The 25,408-nt window shown below is 49.7% G+C and carries 27 protein-coding genes and 1 tRNA gene; 24 read left to right on the forward strand and 4 right to left on the reverse strand.

Annotated features, from left to right (window positions below; all coding sequences use genetic code 11):
* Positions 1-38 precede the first annotated feature (38 nt).
* Genes GTPT_RS17320 through GTPT_RS08025 form a run of 3 tightly spaced genes read left to right on the forward strand, consistent with a single transcriptional unit; the run spans position 39 to position 3,840 of the window.
* Positions 39-1,940: a phage tail fiber protein gene (locus tag GTPT_RS17320; RefSeq protein ID WP_051170693.1), complete on the forward strand. Its 1,902-nt coding sequence runs from the start codon at positions 39-41 to the stop codon at positions 1,938-1,940.
* 8 nt (positions 1,941-1,948) lie between these two features.
* Positions 1,949-3,532 (forward strand): hypothetical protein, encoded by a 1,584-nt coding sequence (locus GTPT_RS08020; protein ID WP_029989463.1) that lies wholly within the window; start codon positions 1,949-1,951, stop codon positions 3,530-3,532.
* A 14-nt stretch (positions 3,533-3,546) separates the two neighbouring features.
* Positions 3,547-3,840, forward strand: a complete 294-nt coding sequence (locus GTPT_RS08025) for a hypothetical protein (RefSeq protein ID WP_029989465.1) — start codon at positions 3,547-3,549, stop codon at positions 3,838-3,840.
* Here the strand turns inward: GTPT_RS08025 and GTPT_RS08030 are convergent, their stop codons facing one another.
* The 3 genes from GTPT_RS08030 to GTPT_RS08045 form a co-directional block, all read right to left on the reverse strand.
* Positions 3,841-4,995, reverse strand: coding sequence for a tyrosine-type recombinase/integrase (locus tag GTPT_RS08030; RefSeq protein ID WP_029989467.1), 1,155 nt, complete (start codon positions 4,993-4,995; stop codon positions 3,841-3,843). It abuts the gene before it with no gap.
* A 160-nt stretch (positions 4,996-5,155) separates the two neighbouring features.
* Positions 5,156-5,230 (reverse strand) — tRNA-Arg (locus tag GTPT_RS08035).
* A gap of 312 nt (positions 5,231-5,542) precedes the next feature.
* The gene (locus tag GTPT_RS08045; protein ID WP_051170694.1) at positions 5,543-6,418 is read right to left on the reverse strand and encodes a formate/nitrite transporter family protein; all 876 of its coding nucleotides are present in this window, start codon (positions 6,416-6,418) and stop codon (positions 5,543-5,545) included.
* Between the two features lie 459 nt (positions 6,419-6,877).
* On the opposite strand from GTPT_RS08045, the gene ccmA reads away from it, so the two are divergent.
* From ccmA to sixA, 12 genes are all read left to right on the forward strand, one after another.
* On the forward strand, positions 6,878-7,504 hold the full coding sequence (ccmA, locus tag GTPT_RS08050) for a cytochrome c biogenesis heme-transporting ATPase CcmA (RefSeq protein WP_029989471.1): 627 nt from the start codon (positions 6,878-6,880) through the stop codon (positions 7,502-7,504).
* Positions 7,495-8,154: a heme exporter protein CcmB gene (gene ccmB, locus GTPT_RS08055; protein ID WP_025903287.1), complete on the forward strand. Its 660-nt coding sequence runs from the start codon at positions 7,495-7,497 to the stop codon at positions 8,152-8,154. Before ccmA ends, ccmB begins: the two co-directional genes overlap by 10 nt.
* 47 nt (positions 8,155-8,201) lie before the next feature.
* Positions 8,202-8,939 (forward strand): heme ABC transporter permease, encoded by a 738-nt coding sequence (locus GTPT_RS08060; protein ID WP_025903288.1) that lies wholly within the window; start codon positions 8,202-8,204, stop codon positions 8,937-8,939.
* Positions 8,939-9,169, forward strand: a complete 231-nt coding sequence (ccmD, locus tag GTPT_RS08065) for a heme exporter protein CcmD (RefSeq protein WP_025903289.1) — start codon at positions 8,939-8,941, stop codon at positions 9,167-9,169. The genes GTPT_RS08060 and ccmD overlap by 1 nt, the downstream gene beginning before the upstream one ends.
* Positions 9,166-9,657, forward strand: a complete 492-nt coding sequence (gene ccmE, locus GTPT_RS08070; RefSeq protein WP_025903290.1) for a cytochrome c maturation protein CcmE — start codon at positions 9,166-9,168, stop codon at positions 9,655-9,657. Before ccmD ends, ccmE begins: the two co-directional genes overlap by 4 nt.
* A complete protein-coding gene (locus GTPT_RS08075; RefSeq protein ID WP_029989473.1) occupies positions 9,654-11,615 on the forward strand; it encodes a heme lyase CcmF/NrfE family subunit in 1,962 nt (653 codons plus the stop codon). Before ccmE ends, GTPT_RS08075 begins: the two co-directional genes overlap by 4 nt.
* Positions 11,615-12,172 carry a DsbE family thiol:disulfide interchange protein gene (locus GTPT_RS08080; protein ID WP_025903292.1) on the forward strand — a complete coding sequence of 186 codons (558 nt, stop codon included), beginning with the start codon at positions 11,615-11,617 and terminating at the stop codon, positions 12,170-12,172. Before GTPT_RS08075 ends, GTPT_RS08080 begins: the two co-directional genes overlap by 1 nt.
* A gap of 3 nt (positions 12,173-12,175) precedes the next feature.
* Entirely contained in the window at positions 12,176-12,634 is a 459-nt protein-coding gene (locus tag GTPT_RS08085; protein ID WP_025903293.1) for a cytochrome c-type biogenesis protein, read from the forward strand.
* A complete protein-coding gene (ccmI, locus tag GTPT_RS08090; protein ID WP_025903294.1) occupies positions 12,631-13,842 on the forward strand; it encodes a c-type cytochrome biogenesis protein CcmI in 1,212 nt (403 codons plus the stop codon). The genes GTPT_RS08085 and ccmI overlap by 4 nt, the downstream gene beginning before the upstream one ends.
* Before the next feature lie 33 nt (positions 13,843-13,875).
* Positions 13,876-14,721: a phospholipid-binding lipoprotein MlaA gene (gene mlaA / locus GTPT_RS08095; RefSeq protein ID WP_025903295.1), complete on the forward strand. Its 846-nt coding sequence runs from the start codon at positions 13,876-13,878 to the stop codon at positions 14,719-14,721.
* 290 nt (positions 14,722-15,011) lie between these two features.
* Complete coding sequence (locus tag GTPT_RS08100) at positions 15,012-15,308, forward strand: YfcZ/YiiS family protein (RefSeq protein ID WP_081671420.1); 297 nt, start codon at positions 15,012-15,014, stop codon at positions 15,306-15,308.
* Positions 15,309-15,853: 545 nt separating this feature from the next.
* On the forward strand, positions 15,854-16,336 hold the full coding sequence (sixA, locus tag GTPT_RS08105; protein WP_025903297.1) for a phosphohistidine phosphatase SixA: 483 nt from the start codon (positions 15,854-15,856) through the stop codon (positions 16,334-16,336).
* Between the two features lie 38 nt (positions 16,337-16,374).
* Here sixA and smrB read toward each other — a convergent pair whose 3' ends face one another.
* On the reverse strand, positions 16,375-16,926 hold the full coding sequence (gene smrB, locus GTPT_RS08110; RefSeq protein ID WP_025903298.1) for an endonuclease SmrB: 552 nt from the start codon (positions 16,924-16,926) through the stop codon (positions 16,375-16,377).
* A gap of 274 nt (positions 16,927-17,200) precedes the next feature.
* Here smrB and prmB point away from each other — a divergent pair, with 274 nt between their 5' ends.
* The 9 genes from prmB to GTPT_RS08160 all read left to right on the forward strand — a co-directional run bounded on the left by prmB (position 17,201) and on the right by GTPT_RS08160 (position 25,403).
* Positions 17,201-18,133, forward strand: coding sequence for a 50S ribosomal protein L3 N(5)-glutamine methyltransferase (prmB, locus tag GTPT_RS08115; protein WP_025903299.1), 933 nt, complete (start codon positions 17,201-17,203; stop codon positions 18,131-18,133).
* Positions 18,134-18,187: 54 nt separating this feature from the next.
* Positions 18,188-19,273, forward strand: a complete 1,086-nt coding sequence (gene aroC, locus GTPT_RS08120; protein WP_025903300.1) for a chorismate synthase — start codon at positions 18,188-18,190, stop codon at positions 19,271-19,273.
* Positions 19,274-19,277: 4 nt separating this feature from the next.
* Positions 19,278-20,102 carry a penicillin-insensitive murein endopeptidase gene (gene mepA / locus GTPT_RS08125; RefSeq protein WP_029989477.1) on the forward strand — a complete coding sequence of 275 codons (825 nt, stop codon included), beginning with the start codon at positions 19,278-19,280 and terminating at the stop codon, positions 20,100-20,102.
* Positions 20,103-20,110: 8 nt separating this feature from the next.
* On the forward strand, positions 20,111-20,905 hold the full coding sequence (locus tag GTPT_RS08130; protein ID WP_025903302.1) for a sulfite exporter TauE/SafE family protein: 795 nt from the start codon (positions 20,111-20,113) through the stop codon (positions 20,903-20,905).
* A gap of 73 nt (positions 20,906-20,978) precedes the next feature.
* Positions 20,979-21,524, forward strand: coding sequence for an elongation factor P hydroxylase (locus GTPT_RS08135; protein WP_029989479.1), 546 nt, complete (start codon positions 20,979-20,981; stop codon positions 21,522-21,524).
* Between the two features lie 607 nt (positions 21,525-22,131).
* Entirely contained in the window at positions 22,132-22,890 is a 759-nt protein-coding gene (locus tag GTPT_RS08145) for a sterol desaturase family protein (RefSeq protein WP_029989483.1), read from the forward strand.
* Positions 22,887-23,969 (forward strand): PrpF domain-containing protein, encoded by a 1,083-nt coding sequence (locus GTPT_RS08150; RefSeq protein WP_029989485.1) that lies wholly within the window; start codon positions 22,887-22,889, stop codon positions 23,967-23,969. The genes GTPT_RS08145 and GTPT_RS08150 overlap by 4 nt, the downstream gene beginning before the upstream one ends.
* Positions 23,970-24,632: 663 nt before the next feature.
* Positions 24,633-24,848, forward strand: coding sequence for a DUF6500 family protein (locus GTPT_RS08155; RefSeq protein ID WP_025903305.1), 216 nt, complete (start codon positions 24,633-24,635; stop codon positions 24,846-24,848).
* 273 nt (positions 24,849-25,121) lie between these two features.
* Positions 25,122-25,403, forward strand: coding sequence for a YfcL family protein (locus tag GTPT_RS08160; RefSeq protein WP_025903306.1), 282 nt, complete (start codon positions 25,122-25,124; stop codon positions 25,401-25,403).
* Positions 25,404-25,408: the final 5 nt, after the last annotated feature.

Here is a 25,408-nt window from a genome sequence, read left to right on the forward strand (position 1 = left end):
CCCGCTTCGGCGGGTTTTCTCGTTTCTGAGGCTTATAAATGGCGACTTACAATACGAACAACCCTTTAGGCTCTGCCGATCCGCGCGACCTGCTTGATAACTCACAGATTGCCGACCATTTCGTGAGCGATCCAGAGAATGAGTCCTGGCCTGACAGGTTCGGTAATGCGCGAAAGACATGGAAGGGTATTGAAGCAGATGCGGCCGCAAAGCTTGACCAGATTGCAGACAATGCTTCCAGCCAATTAGCTGCAGAGAATGATAGCTTCCAGCAGTTCCTGCTGAACTCTGGCTATGAGCCACTGGCTGATTATGTTGATGGACCAATTACGTTTGAGCGGCGCAACCAAATCACTGCATATAACGGCGAGTTTTATCGACCAAAAGCCTCCGTAACCCTCCCATACACCACCACCGGCAATACAGCGACAACCTGGGCGACAGACGAGAGTAATTTTGTTGCTGTGGGTGATGCAGTGCTGCGGCAGGATCTGGCATCCACTTCCGGCTACAAGATAGTCGGCGGCTTTTACTCGCAGGAGGGTGATCCGACAACATCCCCGGATTCAGGCAATAATCTCGACGGGCGACGAGGCGCTCGCGGACAATTCGATGTTATATCTGCGCCCTGGGAGCCGAAGGGTGTAGCCGGGATCACATTCGGGGGAGATAACGGACGGGGTACATTCACCATAGACGAGCGAGGTATGGTCCGAACTTCCGTCTGGTATAAAGGGCTCAGGATGCAGAGTAATGTCCTGCTGCCAGTGCTTCAAAGTCTCGGGTTTAAGTCTGGCCCCGACTCACTTGAAGGTGTGATGCTTCGCATGGGGAACCCGGACTCATCCCCTACGATATTTGTGGATTATGATGCGTCTGGGCTGCCGGTTCTTGGCCTGATGAATGCACAGCAATTCGGCGAATATGGGTACCCTAATCCGTCAGATGAGGGGTACTCATATAATTTGTACTGGACAAGGAAGCAGGTTCAATCTGCAATCAATACGGCAATATCTGGATATCAGCAATATTTTACTTACCCCTTGCCAAGTAATGACACTACCAGTCATGTATGGGTGCCGGTTGCTAAATTCACTACAGCAACAGGAACAGGAAACGCGAACGGGGTATTTAAGGCACTAATAACGGTCGCTGGTAATGTATTCCCGAATGGTCGTTCATACCTTATTTCGGGTAACTCCAGAGGATTAAGCAGTGTTTCACTAACCTCATCAAATGTTAATTCATATTTTAATATTACTGCATTAGATGCCCCGGCTTCAGATGATGCCAATAATGTAAATTACATTCTCAGTATGGGTGTTGTTCAGTCTGCGAATACAGTAACACTGTATGCAAAAATGCCATATAGTTGTGCTTATTCAACTATAAAAGCTCTAAATGTTGGATTTTCCGGATACGTGGCTTACACCCCATCGGCATTCACATCAGTATCAACTGAACCATCAGGGATAATTTATTTAACAACAATCAAGCCATACAACTCTTCAAATGTAACCGTTTCGTCAGATGGTACATTAATGGCAGCTTCACCAATTGTAAGGGTTGCTACCGACACAAATACATCTGACAGGGCAGATATTAACTCGGGGGGATTTAACTGGTCTGGTTCAGGCGCTGTTAATACTGAAGCATTCGAATATTCCGTTACTCATTCTTCAACGGGTACATATTTAATTCCTGGTGCAAAACTCGCAACAGAGGGTTGGCAATTTAAATCACCGAAATCTCCTACCGGTGGTGACGATCTTGCAGTAGTCGAAGTTTCCGATACTGACTCAGGAGTTCAGGTTCTGGTGTATGAGCGAACAATGCAAATAAGCGGTTCGTCCGTATCCATTGTTAAAGGGGATTTGATGGACGTTCCGTCAGATTCATGGGTTGATGTCAGGTTGTATGAAACTCCGGTTACTTATTAAGGACTAATATGAATAATTATTATATAGACCCATCAGCAGCGGAAAATGGCACAGGAACAATCGATAGTCCCTATAATTCCTGGGCAATACTGGAAACGCTGCAGCCTTCATTTCCTTTTACTATCAACGTGAAAAGGGGTACATCTGAGAGGGGGAACTTTAGCTATCTTTCGCTCAGAAACCTTGTGTCAACAAGTGATGAACAGTCATTTATTCAGCCTTATGGAACCGGAGCTAACCCTGTAATTATTCAGGATGACGGAACGGTGCCAGCCCTGGGAATAGTAATCCGGAAGACCACCCTGCTGATGATTGATTTTATCACCAATGAGGTAACACAGTCTGCCGATGTGGTTGCTTTGTCTGCGTTAACTACACTCACTGATACGTCAGTCGATGTGTATGCATCTAACTGCAATTTTAAATCGTTCCCGCACACGATGATAAGCCAGTATTGCAAGGGCATAGCAATTGTAGCTAACCGGGACGTTAATGCTGCAGCTAATAAAATGGGGTGCATTAATTGTACTTTTGATTATTTATCCAGGGGGGTTCAGATTTTAGGCAACTATAATGTTCCGTCAGACCAGGATGCCACAACAAATGTCGGTGACCGATATCGTACGAATGGCGCTATAGTTGACGGCTGCTCTTTTACAAATATGCGGGATGACGGAGCTATCCTGAATCGCTGCACATCCCCGGAATCAGCTAATTATGACACTACCAATCCGCTGGTTTCTAAAATAAGTAACTGTTACTACTCAAGCTACAGGTCAAACACTGCAGCTACAGATAACTACACTCAAGCCCCTGCGGTTGCCTTCTGGACTGTTTACTCGAACAGAACGGTCATTGAGTATTGTTCTGCTATTGGGTCATATGCATCCAGAGCAGACAGGATGGCTTTCGATTTTGATATTATGACGTGGGATTGTGTTATTCGTTATTGCTACTCTGCTAATAACGCTGGCGGGATTTTGCTCTTTATATCCAATGCTGATGGTGACGGCTCTCAAGCGCAGCCATCAGGCACCAGTAACACCGAATGGTTTATTAATCGCAGGTGGGGGCAGGGTAACAATGTCATGCATGATTGCGTATCATTTAACGATGGAATTAGCAGGGCAGCATCAGCATCAGCGCTTTGGATGTCTAAATTCAGATATTTCGGATACGCCAGCAATTGCACCGTGAAAAACTTAACTATTATTGACACTTTATCTGCTAACAGAGCGGCAATAGTGCATCAATACGGAAAGTTCACTGCATCCGACAATGTCACCAGCATTAATATACAAGATACGATTTTTCACTATCGAAGATTAGCTGTTGCCCCTGGGATAATTCGCGGTGATACAACCACTGACACACAAGGACTGGTTAAGTTTAAGTCTAACAACATGTATTCGGAAGCTGCGACAGGATTGTTTTCTATTCCGACTTACGCCGATGCAGGCGGTAACACATCTACAGATCCTGAGTTTGAATATATCCCGCAAGATGCGCCATCTACATTTGATTCAGCTAAACTGATAAGGATGATGAAAACCTCAGCATATTATGGAACGCTAGGTAATTTGGTTACCTGACATGAGGAATTAAAATGGCCTTCCCATCCCCAGCAGCAGATTACGTCGAAGCACGTTTAACCCCTGAGTCAGTGATGGGGATCACCGAATCCTCCGTCATCATCCCGACAGATGAAGGTTATGCCGTGGCCGAACCGGGCCTGCGGGTGAAGATGGGTAAAGTCGTTTTACTGGAGGTGTCCGGCCAGAAGGTATTCGCCACGGTAGGCGCTGGCCGGTTTATCACTGACGGTGGAATTATCGAAGGTGACGCACTGGACGATGCCAGAGTGATCGGAGTGGTGACGTACTTCGTGAAGAGTTTGTGATTAAACCTTTCCGTCAATCCAGTCAGCCCACCACTGCATCATCTCTATACGGGTCCGCATATATTCAGCATGGTTGTACACTCCACGGATGGAGTTCTTATCAGAGTGCGCGAGCTGCTTCTCTATTGCATCATGTGGCCACCCGTTCTCGTTCAGTATTGTGCTGAATTGATGACGAAAGCCGTGGCCAGACGCCAACCCCTCATAGCCAATCTGCCTGATGACGAGTAACACGGCGTTTTCACTGATGGGCTTCTTCTTATCATTCCTGCCTGCAAAAACGAAATCAGACACCGGCTGAGTCATTGGCCGGATGGTTTCCAGCAATTGCACCACCTGATCTGACATCGGAACCAGGTGGGTCTTCCTTCCTTTCATGACACCTTCATCAATGGTGATCACTCTGTTTTCAAAGTCGACGTTTTCCCATTGCATAGAACGGAGTTCTTTTGTTCTCACTGCGGTGTACTGCAAGATCTGTGTAGCGATGCGGGAAACCACGCTTCCGGTATATGTGGACAGGGCTTCATTAAACGCCGGTATCTGACTGGCCGGCAGAAAAGGGTAGTTTTTTTTCCTGTAGCCCTTCATTGCATCGGCAAGGTCAGGAGCTGGATTATATTTTGCCCTGCCGGTGACTATGGCGTAGCGAAATACCTCACCACACCGCCGCCGTGCTTTGTTGGCGCGTTCCATGGCGCCGCGGCTTTCAAAGTGCCTGATGACTGACAGAACCTGCATGGGCTCAATTTCGTTAATGTCCATCGAGCCGATCATCGGCAGAATGTCGTCATCAAACATACGCCCAAGCTCTAACCCATACCCCTCCGACCACACATCCTTTTTGTGCAGGTACCATTCGCGATAGATAGACGAAAATGAATTGTCATTATCTGTCTTTTTTTTCGACTGGACAGGATCGAATCCTTCGCTGACCGTTTTCCTGGCTTCGTATGATTTCTCTCTGGCTTCCTGCAGTGACATGAACGGGTATTTACCCACCGTCATCACCTTTTCTTTACCCGAAATTTTATACCTAAGTTGCCAGACCTTTTTCCCGGAAACCGGCACGTACAGATACAGGCCGTTGGCATCCAGAATGCGGTATGGCTTATCTTTTGGCTTCGCTGCCTCTATCTGCTTGACTGTCAGCATGGGTAAAAATCCGGTGGGTAAAAATATTTATCCGTTTTTTACCCGCTTTAGAGTGCGGCTGTCAACGAACTTTGGCGAACTATGACGAACGGTTTTTTTGCCTGGATACTGATTCAATGGGGGTTTGGCGAACTATTACGGAGGGTGGCGAACTATGGAATGGTGTCCCCTGCAGGAATCGAACCTGCAACTAGCCCTTAGGAGGGGCTCGTTATATCCATTTAACTAAGGAGACGTAAAACTGCGGACAGGCAGGATATCGCGCTGTCTTTCTATGTTACCGTAAATGCTCAGGTTTTTACAAGTACAACCTTCTCTCTGGTGGCTTCCTGTTGCCGGGCAGATGAGGGGGGCGGGGACTGCTGGCCCGAAAGTTTTGGCCATAGCAGGTTTCTGCCGCGGGAAGACTGCGGCAGAAACATCGGGGTTGATGCACAACGACCTGGAATTAGTCATGTGTGTCATACTCAGATAATGGCAGTGATTATTGTGCGGGGCAGGCCGGTTTCCGCTAATTGCAGAAGACCAGAGCCTGCAGCCAATCTTGCTATTTATGCTGTTTATTCAGCTCACTCATGTCATTACGGATTTGAACATGACTGAGCAGGGCGAAAATGAACGTTCCTCCGGTAATGTTTCCGAGCAGTGTCGGAAGTGCAAATGGCCAGAAAAATTCCGCCCAGGTCATATGACCATTAAAGACCAGATAGAAAGCTTCTACCGACCCCACAACAATATGTGACAGCCCTGCCAGCGACATAATCCAGGTGATCATTATGATCACGAAGACTTTTGCCGATCCCGCGTGCGGGAACATCCATACCATCGTTGCAATCAGCCAGCCCGAGATAAGTGCGCCACAAAACATCTGCAATGCATCATGTCTGACGGCGGTTTCGCTAAGATGCACAAAGGCCTGTTGCAGGGTGTCATCAAAAACCGGCAGATGGTTAAAGGCCAGTGCTATCAGCGCAGTACCTATAAAATTACCGACCAGTACAATGCCCCATAGCCGTAGTAGTAACAAAATATTCCCTTTTACCGGCTTGTGCATCACCGGTAGCACGGCCGTGATGGTGTTTTCGGTGAAGAGTTGCTGATGTGCAAGAATGACGATAATAAAGCCCACACAATAACCAAAGTTCTCAAGCAAAAAACTGCCCGGCATACCTTCGGTGTGCACCTGCAATAATCCTTTTACCAGCAGGGATGTCCCCATTGATAATCCGGCGGTAACTGCGGAAAGCAGCAATGCCATACTGTCTCTTTCCAGTTCCTTTTCACCGCTCTGGCGGATCGTTTCATGAATAGCGACCGCAGAGGAGGGTAATTCTTCTTCGGAGGTGGTGATTTCATCCTCATTACTTTTTTCATCACTGTCGACTTCTTTTGCCCGCATACGCGGTGTTTCAGGATTCTGCATTCTGCTCTCCGACGGAAAATTAACGGATCTGTGACGTTTAAGTTTAGTCTTTTTTCTCAATATTTCAGGCGGTCATACGGAGGATTTGCAGGTTAATAGCGTTGTTACTTTCATGTTGGTTTTATGAGGGTGAGATGTAATTTATCAGTTCGGGTAACGGAACCCTGAAAAATGGACTTTCGTTCACAAAGCGTGAACTTTTTTCAAAAACAGCGGTTTTATCGGGCTGATACCGGTAACTGCGGAAGAGATTTTTCAGTAGTAAGCGCAGGCGGTCCTCCAGCCTTAACCTGATGGATAACAAAATAAACGTAACAAAATTTTATCATTGTCTGTTTTTTGGACGAAAAGGTGTCTGTCAGAGCTTTTTTATGGAACCGTAACCATTTTCACCATTCGGCAGCCGATTTCCTTATGCTATAGTTCGGTTTCATTTATGTTAACGCGAATAGATTCTGCATGCTGGAAGCCAAAAACCTGACCTGCGTTCGTGATGAAAGGGTGCTTTTTGAACAGCTCTCGTTCAATGTGGAACGCGGCGATATTGTTCAGATAGAAGGGCCGAATGGGGCAGGTAAAACCTCTTTGTTACGTCTGTTGTCTGGCCTGAGCCGTGCTGAATCCGGAGACATTCTCTGGGAAGGCACCCCGATAGCCGCTCAGCGTGATATCTGGCAGCGGCAGATGATTTATCTGGGCCATCTGCCCGGAATTAAAGGTGTTCTCTCCGCGCTGGAAAATCTGCGTTTTTTTCATCCTGCCTGCAGTAATGAGCAAATATTTCATGCGCTGGAAGAGGTAGAGCTTACGGGTTATGAGGATGCACTGGTCTCCCAGCTCTCCGCAGGGCAACAGCGCAGGGTTGCGCTGGCACGGTTATGGTTAACAGAAGCACCGCTCTGGATCCTCGATGAACCGTTGACGGCAATAGATAAAGCAGGTGTTGAAAAAATAATGTCACAATTTTCAGTACATGCCCGGCAGGGGGGATCCGTTATTCTGACAACGCATCAGGATCTGCCAGCGCGTACGGTCCCGGTAAGGAAAATACGCTTACTGGCGGAAGGAAACGAGCCATGCTGGTAAGCATTATTCGTCGGGAATTAAAAGTAGCGTTTCGCAACAGTTCGGAACTGATTAATCCGTTATGGTTTTTTCTGATTGTGATCACGCTGTTTCCGTTGGGGATCGGTCCGGAGTCTGCATTACTGGCCAGGATAGCGCCAGGCGTTGTCTGGGTGGCAGCCCTGCTGTCGTCATTACTGGCGCTTGAGCGGTTGTTCCGCGATGACTTCCTGGACGGCTCGCTGGAACAACTGGTGCTATTGCCTGCACCGTTACCTCTGACGGTTTTAGGAAAGGTCATTGCACACTGGCTGGTGACCGGGGTGCCGTTGATCATTCTGTCGCCACTGGCCTCTTTGCTGCTGTCGCTGAGCTTTGCCGGCTGGTGTGGTCTGGCGCTGACGTTATTGCTGGGAACGCCGATCCTGAGTTTCCTCGGTGCCATCGGGGTCGGGCTGACCGTCGGGTTAAGACGAGGCGGGGTCTTATTAAGTCTACTGGTTCTGCCACTGGCGGTCCCGGTACTGATTTTTTCAAGTGCAGCCATTGATGCTGCCAGCCAGGGAGTCTCCATCGGGGGCTACCTGGCCATATTAGGCGCAATGCTAATCGCCAGTATTACTCTGGCACCTTTTGCCACAGCCGCAGCGTTACGGATCAGTCTGCAATAAGCTGCGTGTTGTGCCGCTTTTAGTAACTATCAGTGAGCAATACGAAAATGTGGAAATGGTTACATCAACTGGCAAGGCCTGAAAGGCTTTATCACCTGTGCGGCAGGTTTATTCCCTGGTTTGCGCTGGCGGCAACAATCACTCTGTTACTCGGCTGGGCCTGGGGCTTTGGCTTTGCGCCTGCAGATTATCAGCAGGGTGACAGCTACCGGATTATGTATCTTCATGTGCCGGCAGCCATGTGGTCGATGGGGGTGTATGCTTCCATGGCGATTGCCGCCTTTATCGGTCTGGTCTGGCAGATGAAAATGTCTGATCTGGTCGCTGCAGCGATGGCTCCGGTGGGGGCTGTTTTCACCTTTATTGCGCTGGTCACCGGCTCTGCCTGGGGCAAACCGATGTGGGGAACCTGGTGGATATGGGATGCCCGTCTCACTTCTGAACTGGTCCTGCTCTTTATCTATATGGGGGTGATTACCCTGTATAACGCGTTCGATGACCGCCGTGTGGCCGGACGAGCGGCCGGAATTCTTATTCTGGTTGGGGTTGTTAACCTGCCTATCATCCATTATTCCGTTCAGTGGTGGAATACTCTGCACCAGGGCTCGTCCGGTTTCTTTCAGCAGGATATCGCACGGCCGATGCGTACACCGCTGCAGTGGTCTATCCTCGGGTACCTGCTGGTCTTTATTACACTGACATTAATACGCCTGCGAACGCTTATTCTGTTTACCGAACGAAACCGTCCCTGGGTTTCCGTTATTGCTAACAAGGGGCGTAAATAATGACTCCTGCATTTTCTTCATGGGCCGATTTCTTCCGAATGGGGGGGTATGCCTTTTACGTCTGGTTGTCCGTTTTCTTCACTCTGTTGGCCTTCACTGTGCTTATCATTCACACGCGGGTACAAAGAACGCTTTTATTAAAACAGATAAGGCAGCGTGAATCCCGCGAACGTCGGGTCAGCGCGGCGAAACAAAAGAAAGCTGCAGCTAAAACGGGAGAACCCCTGTGAATATTCGTCGCCGTCGCCGCTTGATGGTCGTCGTGGCAATACTGGTGGGGCTTGGGCTGGCCACCGCATTAGTCATGTACGCACTGCGTTCAAATATTGATCTGTTCTATACCCCGAGTGAAATTCTTTACGGACGGGGGGCTGATCATGCGGATAAACCGCATCCGGGTCAGCAGTTACGCATCGGTGGCATAGTGATGCCGGGCAGTGTTAAACGTGACCCTGACACCCTGGCGGTACAGTTCAAACTCTATGATGCCAATGGCGTGGTCGGGGTGACCTATGTGGGTATTCTTCCCGATCTCTTCCGTGAAGGGCAGGGGATTGTTGCCGAGGGCATACTGGAGGATGGCAATGTCATCAAAGCCCGGCAGGTACTGGCAAAACACGATGCGAAGTATACGCCACCGGAAATTACTAATGCGATGAAAAAGAACCCTGACGATCCGGCTTTGAATATGCAGACCATGCAAGGTGAGCAACAATGATCCCTGAAATAGGCAGTTTTTTGTTATGTCTGGCACTCGGCCTGGCATTACTGTTAAGTATTTACCCGCTATGGGGGGCAGCACGGCTCGATAGCCGCCTGATGGGGATGGCCCGTCCGCTGAGTTACGGGATGTTTGCCTGTATTGCCGGGGCCTTTCTGATTCTGGTACATGCGTTTATTGTTAATGACTTCTCTGTTGCTTATGTGGCAGAAAACTCAAATACCCTGTTACCGGTCTGGTACCGTATTGCAGCCACCTGGGGCGCTCACGAAGGCTCATTGCTGTTGTGGCTGCTGATGCTGAGCGGCTGGACACTGGCCGTCGCGTTACTGAGCCGGGGGATGCCACAGGACGCCATTGCCAGAGTACTTGCCGTGATGGGCATGATTAACCTGGGTTTTCTGCTGTTTATTACCCTGACTTCCAATCCTTTCATTCGTACACTGCCTGACTTCCCGGTCGATGGGAATGACCTTAACCCTATGCTTCAGGATATCGGCCTGATTTTCCATCCGCCGTTATTGTATATGGGCTATGTCGGTTTCTCGGTCGCCTTTGCCTTTGCCATTGCCTCCCTGATGACTGGCCGCCTGGATACCGCATGGGCTCGTTGGTCACGTCCCTGGACCACTGCAGCCTGGGTATTCCTGACCATTGGTATTGTTCTGGGATCCGCCTGGTCCTACTATGTTCTTGGCTGGGGCGGCTGGTGGTTCTGGGATCCGGTAGAAAATGCTTCCCTGATGCCGTGGCTGGCAGGTACGGCATTGATTCATTCCCTGGCGGTGACTGAAAAACGCGGAACTTTTAAATCCTGGACCGTACTGCTGGCGATCACTGCGTTTTCTCTGAGCCTGCTCGGAACATTCCTGGTCAGGTCAGGGGTACTGGTTTCTGTGCACTCCTTCGCGTCCGATCCTTCACGCGGTATTTTCATCCTGATTTTCCTGGTGATTGTCATCGGTAGCTCACTACTGCTCTACGCTCTGCGTGGCGGGCAGGTACGTAGTCGTGTGCAGAATGAAGGCTGGTCACGTGAATCCTTCCTGCTCGGCAATAACGTACTCCTGATTGCTGCCATGCTGGTGGTGTTACTGGGGACGCTGTTACCGCTGGTTCATAAAGAACTGGGGCTGGGGAGTATTTCGATTGGTGCGCCGTTCTTTAATACTATGTTCACCTGGATCATGGCGCCTTTTGCGCTGATGCTGGGGATTGGTCCGCTGGTACGCTGGCGTCGTGATGAGCCGAAAAAGCTCGTTAAGCGACTGCTTGTTGCCGTGGTTGTGACCCTGATTTGTTCAATTGCGTTACCACTCATTCTGCAGGACCGTATTGAAGCGATGGCGGTTGTCGGCTTGCTGATGTCGGTATGGGTGATCCTGCTGACGTTAATGGAGTTGCATGAGCGTGCTACCCACCGTCATCGTTTTTTCCGTGGCTTACTGCATCTTTCCCGCAGTCACTGGGGCATGGTATTGGGGCACCTGGGCGTCGCGGTGACGGTTATCGGTATTGCATTCAGTACTCAATACAGTGTGGAACGCGATGTCCGCATGAAACCTGGTGATAACATCGATATTCATAATTATCATTTTATTTTCCGTGATGTGCAGCGACTGACCGGGCCTAATTACTCGGGCGGGCAGGCCATTATTGACGTCTCGCATCAAGGTAAGCAGGTCGCCGTGCTTCATGCCGAAAAACGCTATTACCCGGTCGCGCAAACCATGATGACCGAAGCGGCCATCAGCGGTGGCTTTGCCTGTGACCTTTATGCCGCACTGGGTGAAGAGATTGGCGATGGGTCCTGGGCGGTACGCCTCTACTATAAACCTTTTGTACGCTGGATCTGGTTCGGGGGTGTCTTTATGGCTGTCGGGGGTGTTCTGTGTCTGCTGGATCCCCGTTACCGTTCCCGTAAAAAACATCAGTCCGGGGAGGATCAGCACTGATGAAGAGAAAAATTCTGTTTATCCCGTTGGTGTTATTTTTACTGCTGGCCGCCGCATTGCTCTGGCAGTTAAACCGTAATGCCCATGGGGATGATCCTACCCTGCTGGAATCTGCATTAGTGGGTAAACCGATGCCGGTATTTAAACTGGAATCATTGCAAAACCCGGGCAAATTCTATGACCAGACAGCATTACTGAACGGCAAACCTCTGCTGCTAAATGTCTGGGCAACCTGGTGCCCGACCTGTCGTGCTGAACACCAGTACCTGAATACGTTGGCTGAAAAAGGTATCCGTATCGTCGGGCTGAATTATAAAGATGATCGGGTTAAAGCCGTCAATTGGCTGAATACCCTGGGTAATCCGTATTCCCTCAGCCTGTACGATGGCAACGGTATGCTGGGGCTGGATCTGGGGGTGTACGGTGCGCCGGAAACGTTCCTTATCGACGGTCAAGGCATTATCCGTTACCGCCATGCAGGGAATGTGGATGCTCAGGTCTGGCAGCAGCAGATCCAGCCGCTGTGGAATAAGTACAGCCAGTTAGCGGAGAAATAATCGATGAAAAGACTCCTGCTTTTCATGGCAGCCATGATGACCAGCTTTAGTCTCTGGGCCGCCATCGATACTTATCAATTTAAGTCGCTGGCCCAGGAAGAGCAGTATCGCTCACTGACAGAGTCCTTGCGTTGTCCGAAATGTCAGAATAACAGCATTGCCGATTCCGGAGCGATGATCGCGGCAGATATGCGACAGAAGGTCTATGAGATGCTGCAACAAGGGCAAAGCCGCCAGCAGATTATCGGTTATATGGTGAGCCGCTACGGTAACTTTGTGACGTATGAGCCGCCGGTCACTCCGTCAACGATCATTCTTTGGGTCGGTCCGGCGTGTTTTATTATTGCAGGTGCTGCGTTGATTATTTTACGTAGCAGAAGAAAGAATATGCGCAGTGAGCTTGATCAGGCTGAACAGCAAAGACTGGCTGCGTTACTGGATAATGACAGGAAGCCGCTATGAGCGCGTTATGGTTAAGTATTTGTATTATCTTGCTGGCGGCATGTGCTCTGGTGCTCACCAGTGGCTGGCGTTCCGGGAAAGACACCAGCACTCAGCGCGATCAGCTTAATAAAACGTTTTACCGTCAGCGTCTGAATGAACTGGATGAAGATGAACAGCAGGGCGTTGTGGCTGAAAAACAGGAGATGATCACCGAATTACAGCAAACGCTGCTGACGGATATTCCTGAACAACAAACGGTTATCCGCCGTAGTTCCGGTCGCTGGGTGCTCTGGCCGGGACTTATTATTCTGGTACTGGTGACTCTGGGCATGTATCTGAAAACCGGAGGGCTGGCTCAGGTGCTGGCATGGGAGCAGATTAACGCTCAATACCCTAAGCTTCGTGCTCAGTTAATGAACCCGCAGGATAAAGCGCTGAATATCCGGGAACTGGAAGAGTTTGAGGTGGGTCTGAGAACTTCACTGCAATCGCATCCTGACAATATAAATGACTGGGCGATGCTGGGACGGTTGGGGATGGTGCTGAATAATACACCGCTTGCCAGCCAGGCGTTCCAGAGAGCCTTAAAACTGTCACCGAATAACAATGAACTCAAACTGGCTTATGCCAGTGTACTGGTTCGTTCTCAGGACCCTCAGGATAATCGTCAGGCTCAGGTGATGCTCAGTAATATGCTGACTGCCGAGCCAAATAGTTTACGCATCTTAAGTTTACTGGCAGCGGTAAACTATACCCAACAAAATTACGATACGGCGATCGGTTATTGGCAAAAAATGCTGCCATTGCTGCCTGCAAATTCCAAAGAGGCGAACGCAGTAGAGCAGGGGATCGAGCTTGCCCGTACGAATGCAGGGCAACAAAGCAGTAAACTCACGCTGAATGTGGCCATTTCGCCTACTGCAGAAAAAATGTTAACCCCGAACGGAATATTGTATATTTCAGTGACCGATGGTGTATCTCCGGTCCCGGTGGCAGTGAAACGCATCCCGCTGAGTCATTTTCCGCTGACTGTTACTCTTGATGACAGCAACGCAATGGTTCAGCAACGTTTACTCTCAGCACAGCACAATATTCAGGTGAGAGTGCGTATTTCTCGTGACGGAAGTGCGGATCCGCAATCGGGCGACTGGTATGGCCAGACGGGGAAATTACCGTATAACGGTCATCAGACGGTCGCTGTGGTGATTAACCAGCAGCAACCCTGATGGTCTTTCAGATCATTGCACAGGGAGATCAGCATGCATTACCGCCTGACCATTCTGGGGGTGGCCAGTTTACTGCTGGTAGGGTGTGCCGGAAGTCATCCGGCCACTGAAAAAAATAACCAGGTGATAAAGCCTGAAGCACAGCAGGTTTCGCAGCCAGTCGCACAGGTGCCTGTTCCGCAGGCGGCATCGGGATCAGCGAATCGCAGTGATCCGCTGGAAAGTTTTAACCGTACCATGTTCAACCTGAACTACAACGTGCTGGATCCGTATATTGTGCGTCCGGTGGCGGTTGCGTGGCGGAACTATGTACCGATACCTGCCCGAAACGGGATCAGTAATGCATTGAGTAACCTCGATGAGCCTTCAAGCATGGTGAACTATCTGCTGGAAGGAGACGTACATCGTGCGGCTATTCACTTTACCCGTTTCTTCCTGAACTCCACGCTGGGGCTGGGCGGGTTGATTGATGTGGCCGGTAAAGCCAATCCGGCACTGGCCCGTGAACATGCACAGGGCTTTGGTACTACACTGGGCCATTACGGGGTAGGTTACGGTCCGTATGTTGAGTTACCGGGCTATGGCAGCTTTACATTACGTCAGGACGGCGGGGATATGGTCGATGCCCTGTATCCGCCACTCAGCTTTCTGACTATCTGGATGTCGGCAGGAAAATGGGTGTTAGAAGGAATTGAGACTCGTGCCGAATTACTGGATTCCGATGGCATGCTGAAACAACAGAGCGATCCTTATGCCTTTATCCGTAATGCTTACTTCCAGCGTTATGATTTCCTCGCCAATGGCGGTAAGTTGAAACCGGAAGTCAACCCGAACGCCCAGGCCATTCAGGGCGACCTGAGCGAGATTGACTCCGATTAATTCGCGATCAACGCAGTAGTGTACAGACGGGTCTGAAATTTCAGGCCCGTTTTTTTTGTGTTATCCCTCTTAATGTTGATGGCTGCCCCCTGGCTGGCAGTGTTGATCCCGGCTTCCGGAAAAAAGAGTTAACGCTCCCGGCGGGAGATGGCAAAGACTGTCCGGCAGAGGGGTTGCGGTGGATCAAAGTTTGTGTGCTCTTTGCCGCGAAATCGGGGTTTCGTATAGCTGAGGGGCTCTTTACGGGCGTACACTGTGTTGAGTGATTATTAACTCTACCGGAGCGCACAATGACTGATGCGATTAAAAAATGCAGTGCGAATGAGACGGCCGCGTGTTGTTGTATGGATGTCGGCACGGTGATGGACAACAGTGACTGCACAGCCGACTGGTCGGCCGTTTATCCCGACAGGGCGGCGGCAGAAGCAGCTCTGGCACAACTCACGTGTAATGCCAGGGCGGTGGAGTCAGAACCTTGTACCATCGAGAGCGAAATCAGTGAGGGGGCCGATGGGGTTCGTTTACAGGCGACGTTTACCTTCAGCTGTCAGGCCGAGAGTATGATCTTCCAGCTCGGCCTGCGTTAGCGGGCTGCCCGCCGGTTTTTCTGCAATATTCAATCTTTGTTACGTTTTGGCTGAAAGCCTGAATATTAACCTGTTCTCCGCGCCGTCCTGATACGGGGGGCGCGGAGGGTATTTTGTTTTTGCCGCCGGTATTTCAGACAGAGTGACTGACTGTAGAGAGAATACTTTGCTTCCGCGAGGCTCTGTCTGATGGCCATGGAAGTCACCGTAACCAATCAACGCAATGATTTTTAGAGGTTTTATATGCTGCCGGCCCGGTACTGATGTGGTGCTATGCTGATCCGACAGCCCACCCATGCAAATATCCTATGCATCCCGTTCACAGACTCTGATAACCTGCAGAACCGGCGTTAACCGGTATTTAATCTCCTTGTTATCCTGTCGGCGGAATTGCGCCGTATCAATTTAACCGGATATTTGTTGTGCATAAAATGGCCATTCAGTTGACTGCAAGCCGGCCTTTAGGTACAACACCTGCTTCATAACGCTATGCAGCATGCTGCAGTTCATGAAACCGTTCTTTTTTCAATTAACAGCGGTGTACTATGCAAGTTTATATCATGCGTCACGGCGAAGCGGCGCTGGAAGCGGACAGCGATGCAGCCAGACCTCTGACTCATTGCGGATGCGATGAGTCAAAACAGATGGCACACTGGCTCGATAATCAGGTCGTGGATATTGAGCGCGTGCTGGTCAGCCCTTACCTTCGGGCCGAACAGACGCTGAAAGTTGTCCGTGAAGGAATGCTTCTGCCGCAGGAAAGCGATGTTTTACCGGAACTGACCCCTTCAGGCGATGCCGGCAGGGTGGCCCGATACATCGAAGCGCTTGCACATGAAGGCGTTAGCTCTGTTCTGGTGCTCTCTCATTTACCGCTGGTCGGCTATCTGGTGTCAGAACTTTGTCCGCAGGAAGCTCCCCCGATGTTCGCGACCTCCGGGATTGCTTTGGTCGACTATGACGAACAAACGGCAACAGGCCAGCTGAAATGGCAGGTCAGCCCGTCCCGATTGGATAAAGCTATCTGATCTGCCCTGAATTACCGCGGCAGGACGCTGCCGGTGATTCAGGGAAGCTCCGGCGGTTGCCACTCTTCTGTTTCTATCAATACCAGGATCGCCGCATCCCCTCCGAACAGTTTTGGAGCCTGATGAAACGCCATCACATAGGGATGCTGTGCCAGCCATAACGGTGTCTGTTGCTTGAGAATATGTTTGCCGTGCCCGTGCATAATGCTGGCACAGAACAGATGTTCTCTCCGGCAGGCTGCCAGTAATGCCCCCAGCTCTTTTTTCGCCTGTTGCTGTGTCAGCCCGTGAAGGTCGAGGAAAATCTCCGGTGTGTAATCGCCCCGGCGTAATTTTTTAAGCTCATAGTGACTGACATCGGCACGAACATACCTTACCGGCCCCTCCTCTGCCAGCAACGGCTGGAATTCGTCGGAAAAATAATGACTGTTATCCGCTTGTTCCGATTGCAGGCGCTTCTGCGGGATGACTCTGCTTTGCGGGCGTACCGGTGCATGCTGCACAGTATCCTGTTTCAGTTTCCGTGTATCAGACATTAACTGCCGGAACAGTAACTGATCCTCCTGGCTAAGTGTTTTCTTCGGGTTCATAAGATAACTGGCTTTATGATGAGGGAGAGTCTCGTATTTTTCCTGGCTTAAAGGGAAAAAGCAAATGCCTTTCTGCTCTTCCGTTGTACATTTTCGTTATCAGGTGTTCAGGCACAGAGTTTTTTATGCGCCAAAAAGACCGTTTTTTCAGGGTCAGGTCTCTCTGCGGGTGGATAAGAGATAAAAGCGGGCTTTTTATTAATACAGCGCTGAATTCTGAGTCACTTCATGGCAAACTATCGCCCGTATTCAGATCTCGTCCCCGGAGGACAAAGTGGACAAAATTTTCGTTGATGAAGCAGTAAACGAACTGCACACCATTCAGGATATGCTGCGCTGGGCGGTGAGCCGTTTTTCCGCGGCTGATATCTGGTACGGACACGGTACCGACAATCCCTGGGACGAGGCGGTTCAGCTGGTATTACCGACCCTCTATCTGCCACCTGAATTTCCTGAAGAAATGTATCAGGCACGCCTGACCCGTAGTGAGAAAAACCGGATAGTGGAGCGGGTGATCCGCCGGGTTAATGATCGGATACCTGTCGCCTATCTGACGAATAAAGCCTGGTTTTGCGGGCATGAATTTTATGTGGATGAGCGGGTATTAGTCCCGCGTTCGCCGATTGGCGAGCTTATCAGTCAGCGTTTTGCCGGGCTTATTAATCATACCCCTGAGCGTATTCTGGATATGTGTACCGGGAGTGGTTGTATTGCTATTGCCTGTGCTTATGAATTTCCTGAGGCCGAAGTCGATGCCGCCGATATCTCGCCGGAGGCACTGGCGGTCACTGAGCAGAATATTGAATCGCACGGCCTGATGCATCAGGTCACACCGCTGCGTTCAGACCTGTTCCGTGAGATCCCCCCGGTAAAATATGACCTTATCGTCACGAATCCGCCGTATGTGGATGCGGAAGATATGGATGACCTCCCGGGCGAGTACCGCCACGAACCGGAGCTGGGACTGGCTGCGGGCAGCGATGGCCTGGTGCTGGTGCAACGTATTCTGGCGAATGCGGCAGAATATCTGAGTGAAGACGGTGTACTGATCTGTGAAGTGGGTAACAGCATGGTGCATATGATGGAGCAGTATCCGGAGGTGCCCTTTACCTGGCTTGAATTTGAACATGGCGGGGACGGGGTATTTATGCTCGACAGACAGCAATTGGTTGAGGCGCTTCCGTACTTCAGACAATATCAGTTTTAATTCCCGGACGGGCCGCTGCCAGGCGGCCTGTGTTTTTTGATACAAGGAACTACCATGGCCGGAAACAGCATAGGGCAGCTTTTTAAAGTCACCACCTTTGGTGAATCTCATGGGATCGCATTAGGGTGCATCGTCGATGGTGTTCCCCCGGGCATTCCGTTGACAGAAGAAGATATTCAGCAGGATCTGGACCGCCGTCGTCCGGGGACGTCCCGTTATACCACTCAGCGCCGTGAGCCGGATCAGGTACGTATTCTGTCCGGAGTCTTTGAGGGTGTCACCACCGGAACATCTATCGGTCTGCTGATCGAAAATACCGACCAACGTTCGCAGGATTATGGTGCGATAAAAGATCTGTTTCGCCCGGGACATGCTGACTATACCTATGAGCAAAAATACGGGCTGCGTGATTATCGCGGGGGCGGACGCTCTTCTGCCCGTGAAACGGCGATGCGTGTGGCTGCCGGCGCTATCGCAAAAAAATATTTGCAGATGAAACACGGTATCGTGGTTCGCGGGTATCTGGCCCAGATGGGCGAAGTGAAGTGTGAACTCCGCGACTGGCAGCAGGTCGGCCAGAACCCGTTTTTCTCTCCGGATGAAACCACACTGGAAGCCCTGGATGAACTGCTACGCGGTCTGAAGAAAGAAGGGGATTCTATCGGCGCGAAAGTGACCGTGGTGGCGGAAGGCGTGCCTCCGGGACTGGGTGAACCGGTATTTGATCGTCTGGATGCCGACCTGGCCCATGCACTGATGAGCATTAATGCGGTCAAAGGCGTCGAAATCGGTGACGGATTTGCCGTCGTGGAGCAACGCGGCAGCGAACACCGTGATGAAATTCGTCATGAGGGTTTCCTGAGCAACCATGCCGGTGGCGTTCTTGGCGGGATCAGCAGCGGGCAGACCATTCTGGCGAATCTGGCGCTGAAACCGACGTCCAGCATTACGGTGCCGGGTAAAACCATTACCCGGACAGGTGAAGAAGTGGAGATGATCACCAAAGGGCGTCATGACCCTTGTGTCGGGATCCGGGCGGTGCCTATCGCTGAAGCAATGATGGCTATTACTCTGATGGATCACTTGCTGCGTCACCGCGCCCAGTGTGCCGATGTCACCACCGCCATACCACGCTGGTAATACCATGAAAAAATACGCGCTGGCTGTTCTGATGTTACTTCTGAAAACCCCGGCAATGGCGGCGGCAACCCCCTGGCAGAGTATTCAGCATCCTGTCAGTGGTGCTCCGCAATCGATAGGCAGTTTTGCCAATGGTTGCATTATCGGGGCACAGCAACTGCCTCCGGACGCGGCTGATTATCAGGTGATGCGTCCGGATCAGCGGCGCTATTTTGGTCATCCGGATCTGATCCGCTTTATCCAGCGTTTCTCCGCGAGTGTTGCCGCAGAGGATAACGGAGAAGTGTTGATCGGCGATATGGGAATGGCGGCGGGGGGCCGTTTCAGTAGCGGTCATGCCAGCCACCAGACCGGTCTGGATGTGGATATCTGGCTTCAGTTACCTGCCCGTCGCTGGACGGCACAACAACTCCTGCATCCGCAACCTCTTGACCTGGTCAGTGCCGATGGCAAACATATCGTAGCCAGGCACTGGTCACCCGGCGTGATGCAGATGATCAAGCTGGCCGCTGAAGACCCGGAAGTCACCCGGATTTTTGTGAACCCGGCGATTAAACAACAGTTGTGTCTGCAGGCGGGCAGTGACAGGGGCTGGCTGCAGAAAGTACGGCCGTGGTTCGGGCATCGTGCCCATATGCATGTCCGGTTACGTTGTCCGGCAGGCAGCACGCAATGCCAGGATCAGCCCGCACCGCCTGCCGGGGATGGTTGCGGTGCCGAACTTGCCAGCTGGTTCCTGCCAGCGAAGCCTTCTGCCAGCTCTCCGGTGAAGCGGACACCTCCGCTGCCGCCGGCCTGCCAGGCTCTGCTCGATAATCACGTTTTGTAAGGAACGCTATGGAATGGTTTTTAGTCAGCCCCGTTACGGTTGCGGTACTGTTTATTGTGGCGGTGGCGGCGGCCTTTATTGATTCAATTGCCGGGGGCGGGGGATTACTGACGGTACCTGCCTTGCTGGCGGCCGGGCTGTCACCGGCGCAGGCACTGGCGACCAATAAACTGCAGTCTGTCGGCGGTTCTTTTTCGGCCACGCTGTACTTTATCCGGCGCGGAGCGATAAACATTGCTGAACAGCGGCTGAATATCGCCATGACATTTCTCGGTGCGATGTGCGGTGCCATCCTTATTCAGCATATGCAGCCTAATCTGCTGCGCCAGATCCTGCCTGCGTTTCTGATTGGTATCGGCTTATGGTTTTTATTTATGCCGAAGCTTGGTGAAAACGATCGGGCTGCACGGCTAGGGGGCTTACCTTATGCGTTGATTGGCGGCGGCTGCGTAGGCTTTTACGACGGCTTTCTGGGCCCGGGAGCGGGTTCCTTCTACGCCCTGGCGTTTGTCGTGCTGGCTGGTTTTAATCTGGCGAAAGCGACAGCACATGCCAAACTGCTGAACTTCACCTCTAACTTTGCCGGTCTGGTCTTTTTTATGTTCGGCGGCAAAGTTCTGTGGGGGCTGGGGCTGGTGATGCTCCTCGGGGCCTTTTGTGGTGCCAGACTGGGTGCCAGGCTGGTTCTGAGCCGCGGTCAGAAACTGATCCGTCCGATGGTGGTTATTGTCTCTATGACCATGAGCCTGAAACTGTTGTGGGACAGCCACGGTCAGGCCATTATAACGCTGTTATCTCACTGAAACAGCCTTCTGCAGGGGCGTGGCAGCGGAGTTCCGCTGCCACGTTGTCTCGTTTTGAGTAATGAGTAAGTGCATGACAAAGCATCGTTATCAGGATTTAAGGGTCATCTTTGACCAGTGTTTTTATACGGATTTTAATACCCGGCTGGTGAAAGGTGATGATGAGCCTGTCTACCTGCCGGCCGATGCCGGTTGTGATCATCATCGGGTTATTTTCGCCCACGGTTATTTCGCCAGCGCTTTACATGAGATCTCACACTGGTGTGTCGCCGGTGAAGCCCGTCGTCAGTTAGTGGATTTCGGTTACTGGTACTGCCCTGACGGTCGTGACAAACAGACACAACAGCAGTTTGAATCTGTCGAGGTGACTCCGCAGGCTCTGGAGTGGATGTTCTCTGTGGCGGCGGGATTTCCCTTTAATGTCAGTTGCGATAACCTGAACGGGGATCATGAGCCTGACAGAATCGCCTTCCAGCGCAAGGTGCATCAGAAAGTCGCCAGTTACCTTCTGCAGGGCATTCCCGAACGTCCGCAGCGTTTTATTGAGGCTCTGAACCGGTTTTATGGGACCCCGCCGCTGACGTTGTCACAGTTTCCCTGGCCGGAAGATCTGTGCTGACAGCCGGTTAATAAAATAAAGTCGTGATGCTCCCCGTGATTTTATAGATATCCGCCATGGGGCATTCGACGTTTATTTCCCGGGCAGGATGTAAACCAGACTTAAATCAGCGACCTGCTTCTTCAGTCGCTGATTTTTATCCTCCGGCTACTACCGATAAGGCAGGGTTCCCACGAATTTATGAAAAATGGCCTTAGAAACAGTCATCTTTTTGCAGGTGTTACCTGCAGCGGGTACCGGTTTCGGCGCGGCTTCAGCACTGATATTCATACAAGCTGGGTCCTCGTGCAGTAGCGGCCAGACTGATACGCCCGGCCAGCTTCAGTGCCTCGTCACGGAATCCGGGCATATGCTGCTTTCCGGGCTTTTTAGTGTTGGCAGAGATTTTTTCATCTGAGTTACTTCTGATGGAGAGTTTGTTCATTTAATCGCGAATCCACTTTTGCCGCGGAGGAACTGCCAGCTAGCCTGATACTTATCGGGTTGTAATTGCTCTCATTAAAACCACATATCCGGAAATCAATAGAAAAAAAATACCGATAAAAAAGAATTTTAATACTAATTTGCTACGTTATATTAAAGAACCGAAAGAGATGAGGGCAATATCATGCATTTCATTACTGAAAATTGGTTAGTTGCCTGGTTTTCCTTATTGTTTTTTTTAGAGGTTTTAATCTATAAGGATATTATCCTTACAGGAAAAATAAAGAAATACTGGGGGGTAAATATTTTAAATTTTATTGCGACAAAGTTAGTCAGTATATTACTCATCGTCCCTTTGCTATCTATTTCATCTGATAATAGTTCTCACTTCATTAGCTCATTACCTTACTGGATTTCAATTCCCATTGGAGTTGTGCTCTTAGATTTATCTGGTTATATATTTCATCGGTTGAGCCATGAACTTGAGTTTTTTTGGCGGTTCCATGAAATTCACCACTTAGATGAGGTGTTAGATGTCAGCACATCACTAAGGGTCCATTTTTTAGAAGCAGTTTCTCACGCGTTGTTAAATGTATTATTCATCTATGCATTTGGGATAAGTCAGGAATGTATAGCGGCTCATGCATTAATATCTTTTTTATTTGCCACGTATCATCATTCCCGATTCAAACTACCATTGAATATTGAGAGTAAATTATCATTACTTGTGACTACCCCTGGATTCCACGAGCCACATCATGATGTTAATATTGAGAATAATCAAAGTAACTATGCCTTTATATTTCCTGTATGGAATTATATGTTTTCAACTTATGACCAGAATACATTTAAAAAAGAATGGGATTTTGGCCTCTCATATTCAAGAGATGTCGGTGCCATAAAGTCTTTAATTAAACCATTATCGAAGGATGGTGGAAAATGAAAAAAATAAAGTTATATTATGTCAGGGGCGGAACCTCATCAGGAGTCATCATTCAAAAAAAAGATTTGCCTGAGGACAGGGAAAGCATAGAACGTATCGCAAGGGAAATATTCGGTGTTCCCAGGAGTAGTTGCCAGCCACCCGATGAGTACCAGATAGAAGGCATAGGTAAAGGTAAAAGTACCAGCAATAAGCTCTTTATTATTGATGTAAATATTGAAGATAAAATGGTCTGCAGTACATTTATTCAGTTGGAAAATATAAGTAGCCGTGTTTCGTGGGACGTCAACTGTGGGAATATGACAACTGCAATCCCCTTAGTTTTAGATGACCTGGGGTTAATGGACGTCATTAAGCATAATGAAAAAATAACAATCCACAATACAAATACCAATAAAATGATTTACTGCTCACTTCCAAAAAAAGGCGGAGAAAATAAGTTATGTAAAATACCCGGAGTTTATCATCGTTACCCGGAGATTGATATTTCCTTTAAAAATCCGGAAGCAAGCACGACAAACGCTCTTTTCCCGACAGGGAAAAAAACTGATAATATTAACGGGAAAAGTATTACCTGCATTGATGCCGTAATTCCAATGGTTATTATGAGGGCAGAGGATTTTGGTTTGTCTGGCATGGAGAGTAAAACTGAAATGTCGGAAAAACACAGGGTGCTTAATGAGATTGAAGAGATAAGGGTAAAGGCCGGAGTCCTGATGGGGATAAAGAACAAGTCAGGAGAGAATATGACAGAAGATGAAATAAGGGAGTCAATAACGGTTCCAAAAATATCGCTAATCAGTCAGGGAGGGGACGGATATGATATTTCTGCGTTTTATTTAACCCCCAAAGAGATACATAATTCAATAGCCGTTTCCGGAGGTGCATGCTTAAGCTATGCCTGCTATATAAGTAATACCGTTGCCTCTCAAATTTATTGTAATGCTGATGTGAGAATAAAACATTTCTCAGGGGTTTCTGAGTTTGGAGTGGTGGATAGTGATGGCGAAATTGAAATATATACTAAGAGGAATGCCCAGATATATATAAGTGGTAATTTTTATTTATATGATACCTAAATAGATACATCAATAATCATACTTACTTCAGGCGTACCCTGGCAGGTAACAAGGTATGGCTGGTTGGTTTTTATCCGCTTTTACTTTTCTCCGGATGATTATTATAAGAGATTTTGAAACGGATGCAGAGAGAGTTCGGGTGCCGTTGGTCGGCAGGCTCATTACAGAGAAATGCTGCAGGATATTTTATGCCTGTAACCGTAATACCAGAAGTCAGTTGATTATTTTCGTCCATAAAATGCAACTCCAGCCAGCACTGCAGCGAATGACCACAGAAACCTTTTTTACTTCATTTCGTGGTTCAGGCAGGCCACTGTTGTGTTATCTGTCGATACATTCATGTCCGCCAGGCTGATTAAACATTTCCCGCCATACATGGTTCAGGATTGAACCCAAATATTTTGTATGTCGTAATCGGTTATGAGATACGCAACTTTCATCTGCAGCCGCCAGGTCTCCGGGGGGGAAGTGATGAGTGAGTTATCTGTAAGATCCTGACAGGATCACGCCACTTAGTGGGGGATATACACTCAGGATTATCTGAGCCATTCTGAGGTGTTTTTAGAGTGGGTTGAATAGGGCCCTGAGGTTGTTTCTGTGGTGAGAGCAAGACGGTGTTATAGTCAATCCTCCGACTTACAGCAATATCGGCAAGGAGATTATGTGCGGGAAGAAATGAAGGAAAAGATGATCAGTGTCTGTGAAGCAAAGATAATAGCCAAGGGGAGTAACGTTGGGCTGTCATTCTACGCTTTTTTCGCCAACAAAAATGATGACCCGGAGTTGCTGATGGAAGTTGCTCACTGGTGGATTATGGAAATGAAGCTGGACCATTTTGAGAAGGCTGAAAAGATAAAAATGCTCGTCTCAGCCATATAGTTTTGCGGGGAAGTCTCCTGCCACCTCCTCAGGCCCTCAGGGCTGCGCCCCTGACTCCGGCAGAATAAACACGGCATAAGTTAATACGCAACTTCACCGCGAAAAAGTCGGGCACTGCCTCGTTTTGTTATACAATCACTGACACCTGATACCATGGGCTGCTGAGGCGGTAGCAAGCGGAACCGGGTGTGGGTGAACGTCTGGCACTGCTCCCACACGATCAAACCTTTTGCAGGGTGAAACATACATAAAAACAAGTAAGAGGAATGCTGTTTGATTATTGAGATTGAAACAAAAATACTGACGATGATTGATGACATGGTCGAAGACGCGACCGATGATCAGTTATTCGCTGGCGGGTATATCCGCGGCCATCTTACCCAGTCGGTGGCCGAGCTGGAGCTGCAGGGGAAGACCAGTGCGGCAGCGCTGAAACAGCAGGTCGAAGAGAGTCTGCAGCAGGCAATCCGCCAGCAGGAACTCTCGCCACCGGATCAGGTGCTGGTACTGGATTTATGGCAGGAACTCTACCTGAAAGCCAGCAGTGCCGCCTGAGCCGG

The organism is Tatumella ptyseos ATCC 33301 (assembly GCF_000735525.1).
GTDB lineage: Bacteria > Pseudomonadota > Gammaproteobacteria > Enterobacterales > Enterobacteriaceae > Tatumella > Tatumella ptyseos.

Excerpts from the sequence above, each read along its gene's own strand:
- GTPT_RS08080 (WP_025903292.1), top strand. The coding sequence starts at position 11,615 with ATGAAGAGAAAAATTCTGTTTATCCCGTTGGTGTTATTTTTACTGCTG.
- aroC (WP_025903300.1), top strand. The coding sequence starts at position 18,188 with ATGGCCGGAAACAGCATAGGGCAGCTTTTTAAAGTCACCACCTTTGGT.
- GTPT_RS08085 (WP_025903293.1), top strand. The coding sequence starts at position 12,176 with ATGAAAAGACTCCTGCTTTTCATGGCAGCCATGATGACCAGCTTTAGT.
- mepA (WP_029989477.1), top strand. The coding sequence starts at position 19,278 with ATGAAAAAATACGCGCTGGCTGTTCTGATGTTACTTCTGAAAACCCCG.
- GTPT_RS08130 (WP_025903302.1), top strand. The coding sequence starts at position 20,111 with ATGGAATGGTTTTTAGTCAGCCCCGTTACGGTTGCGGTACTGTTTATT.
- GTPT_RS08060 (WP_025903288.1), top strand. The coding sequence starts at position 8,202 with ATGTGGAAATGGTTACATCAACTGGCAAGGCCTGAAAGGCTTTATCAC.
- GTPT_RS08045 (WP_051170694.1), bottom strand. The coding sequence starts at position 6,418 with ATGCAGAATCCTGAAACACCGCGTATGCGGGCAAAAGAAGTCGACAGT.
- GTPT_RS08075 (WP_029989473.1), top strand. The coding sequence starts at position 9,654 with ATGATCCCTGAAATAGGCAGTTTTTTGTTATGTCTGGCACTCGGCCTG.
- GTPT_RS08100 (WP_081671420.1), top strand. The coding sequence starts at position 15,012 with ATGACTGATGCGATTAAAAAATGCAGTGCGAATGAGACGGCCGCGTGT.
- GTPT_RS08030 (WP_029989467.1), bottom strand. The coding sequence starts at position 4,995 with ATGCTGACAGTCAAGCAGATAGAGGCAGCGAAGCCAAAAGATAAGCCA.
- ccmI (WP_025903294.1), top strand. The coding sequence starts at position 12,631 with ATGAGCGCGTTATGGTTAAGTATTTGTATTATCTTGCTGGCGGCATGT.
- GTPT_RS08150 (WP_029989485.1), top strand. The coding sequence starts at position 22,887 with ATGAAAAAAATAAAGTTATATTATGTCAGGGGCGGAACCTCATCAGGA.
- smrB (WP_025903298.1), bottom strand. The coding sequence starts at position 16,926 with ATGAACCCGAAGAAAACACTTAGCCAGGAGGATCAGTTACTGTTCCGG.
- ccmB (WP_025903287.1), top strand. The coding sequence starts at position 7,495 with ATGCTGGTAAGCATTATTCGTCGGGAATTAAAAGTAGCGTTTCGCAAC.
- GTPT_RS08020 (WP_029989463.1), top strand. The coding sequence starts at position 1,949 with ATGAATAATTATTATATAGACCCATCAGCAGCGGAAAATGGCACAGGA.
- ccmD (WP_025903289.1), top strand. The coding sequence starts at position 8,939 with ATGACTCCTGCATTTTCTTCATGGGCCGATTTCTTCCGAATGGGGGGG.
- ccmA (WP_029989471.1), top strand. The coding sequence starts at position 6,878 with ATGCTGGAAGCCAAAAACCTGACCTGCGTTCGTGATGAAAGGGTGCTT.
- GTPT_RS17320 (WP_051170693.1), top strand. The coding sequence starts at position 39 with ATGGCGACTTACAATACGAACAACCCTTTAGGCTCTGCCGATCCGCGC.
- mlaA (WP_025903295.1), top strand. The coding sequence starts at position 13,876 with ATGCATTACCGCCTGACCATTCTGGGGGTGGCCAGTTTACTGCTGGTA.
- GTPT_RS08025 (WP_029989465.1), top strand. The coding sequence starts at position 3,547 with ATGGCCTTCCCATCCCCAGCAGCAGATTACGTCGAAGCACGTTTAACC.
- GTPT_RS08145 (WP_029989483.1), top strand. The coding sequence starts at position 22,132 with ATGCATTTCATTACTGAAAATTGGTTAGTTGCCTGGTTTTCCTTATTG.
- GTPT_RS08135 (WP_029989479.1), top strand. The coding sequence starts at position 20,979 with ATGACAAAGCATCGTTATCAGGATTTAAGGGTCATCTTTGACCAGTGT.
- sixA (WP_025903297.1), top strand. The coding sequence starts at position 15,854 with ATGCAAGTTTATATCATGCGTCACGGCGAAGCGGCGCTGGAAGCGGAC.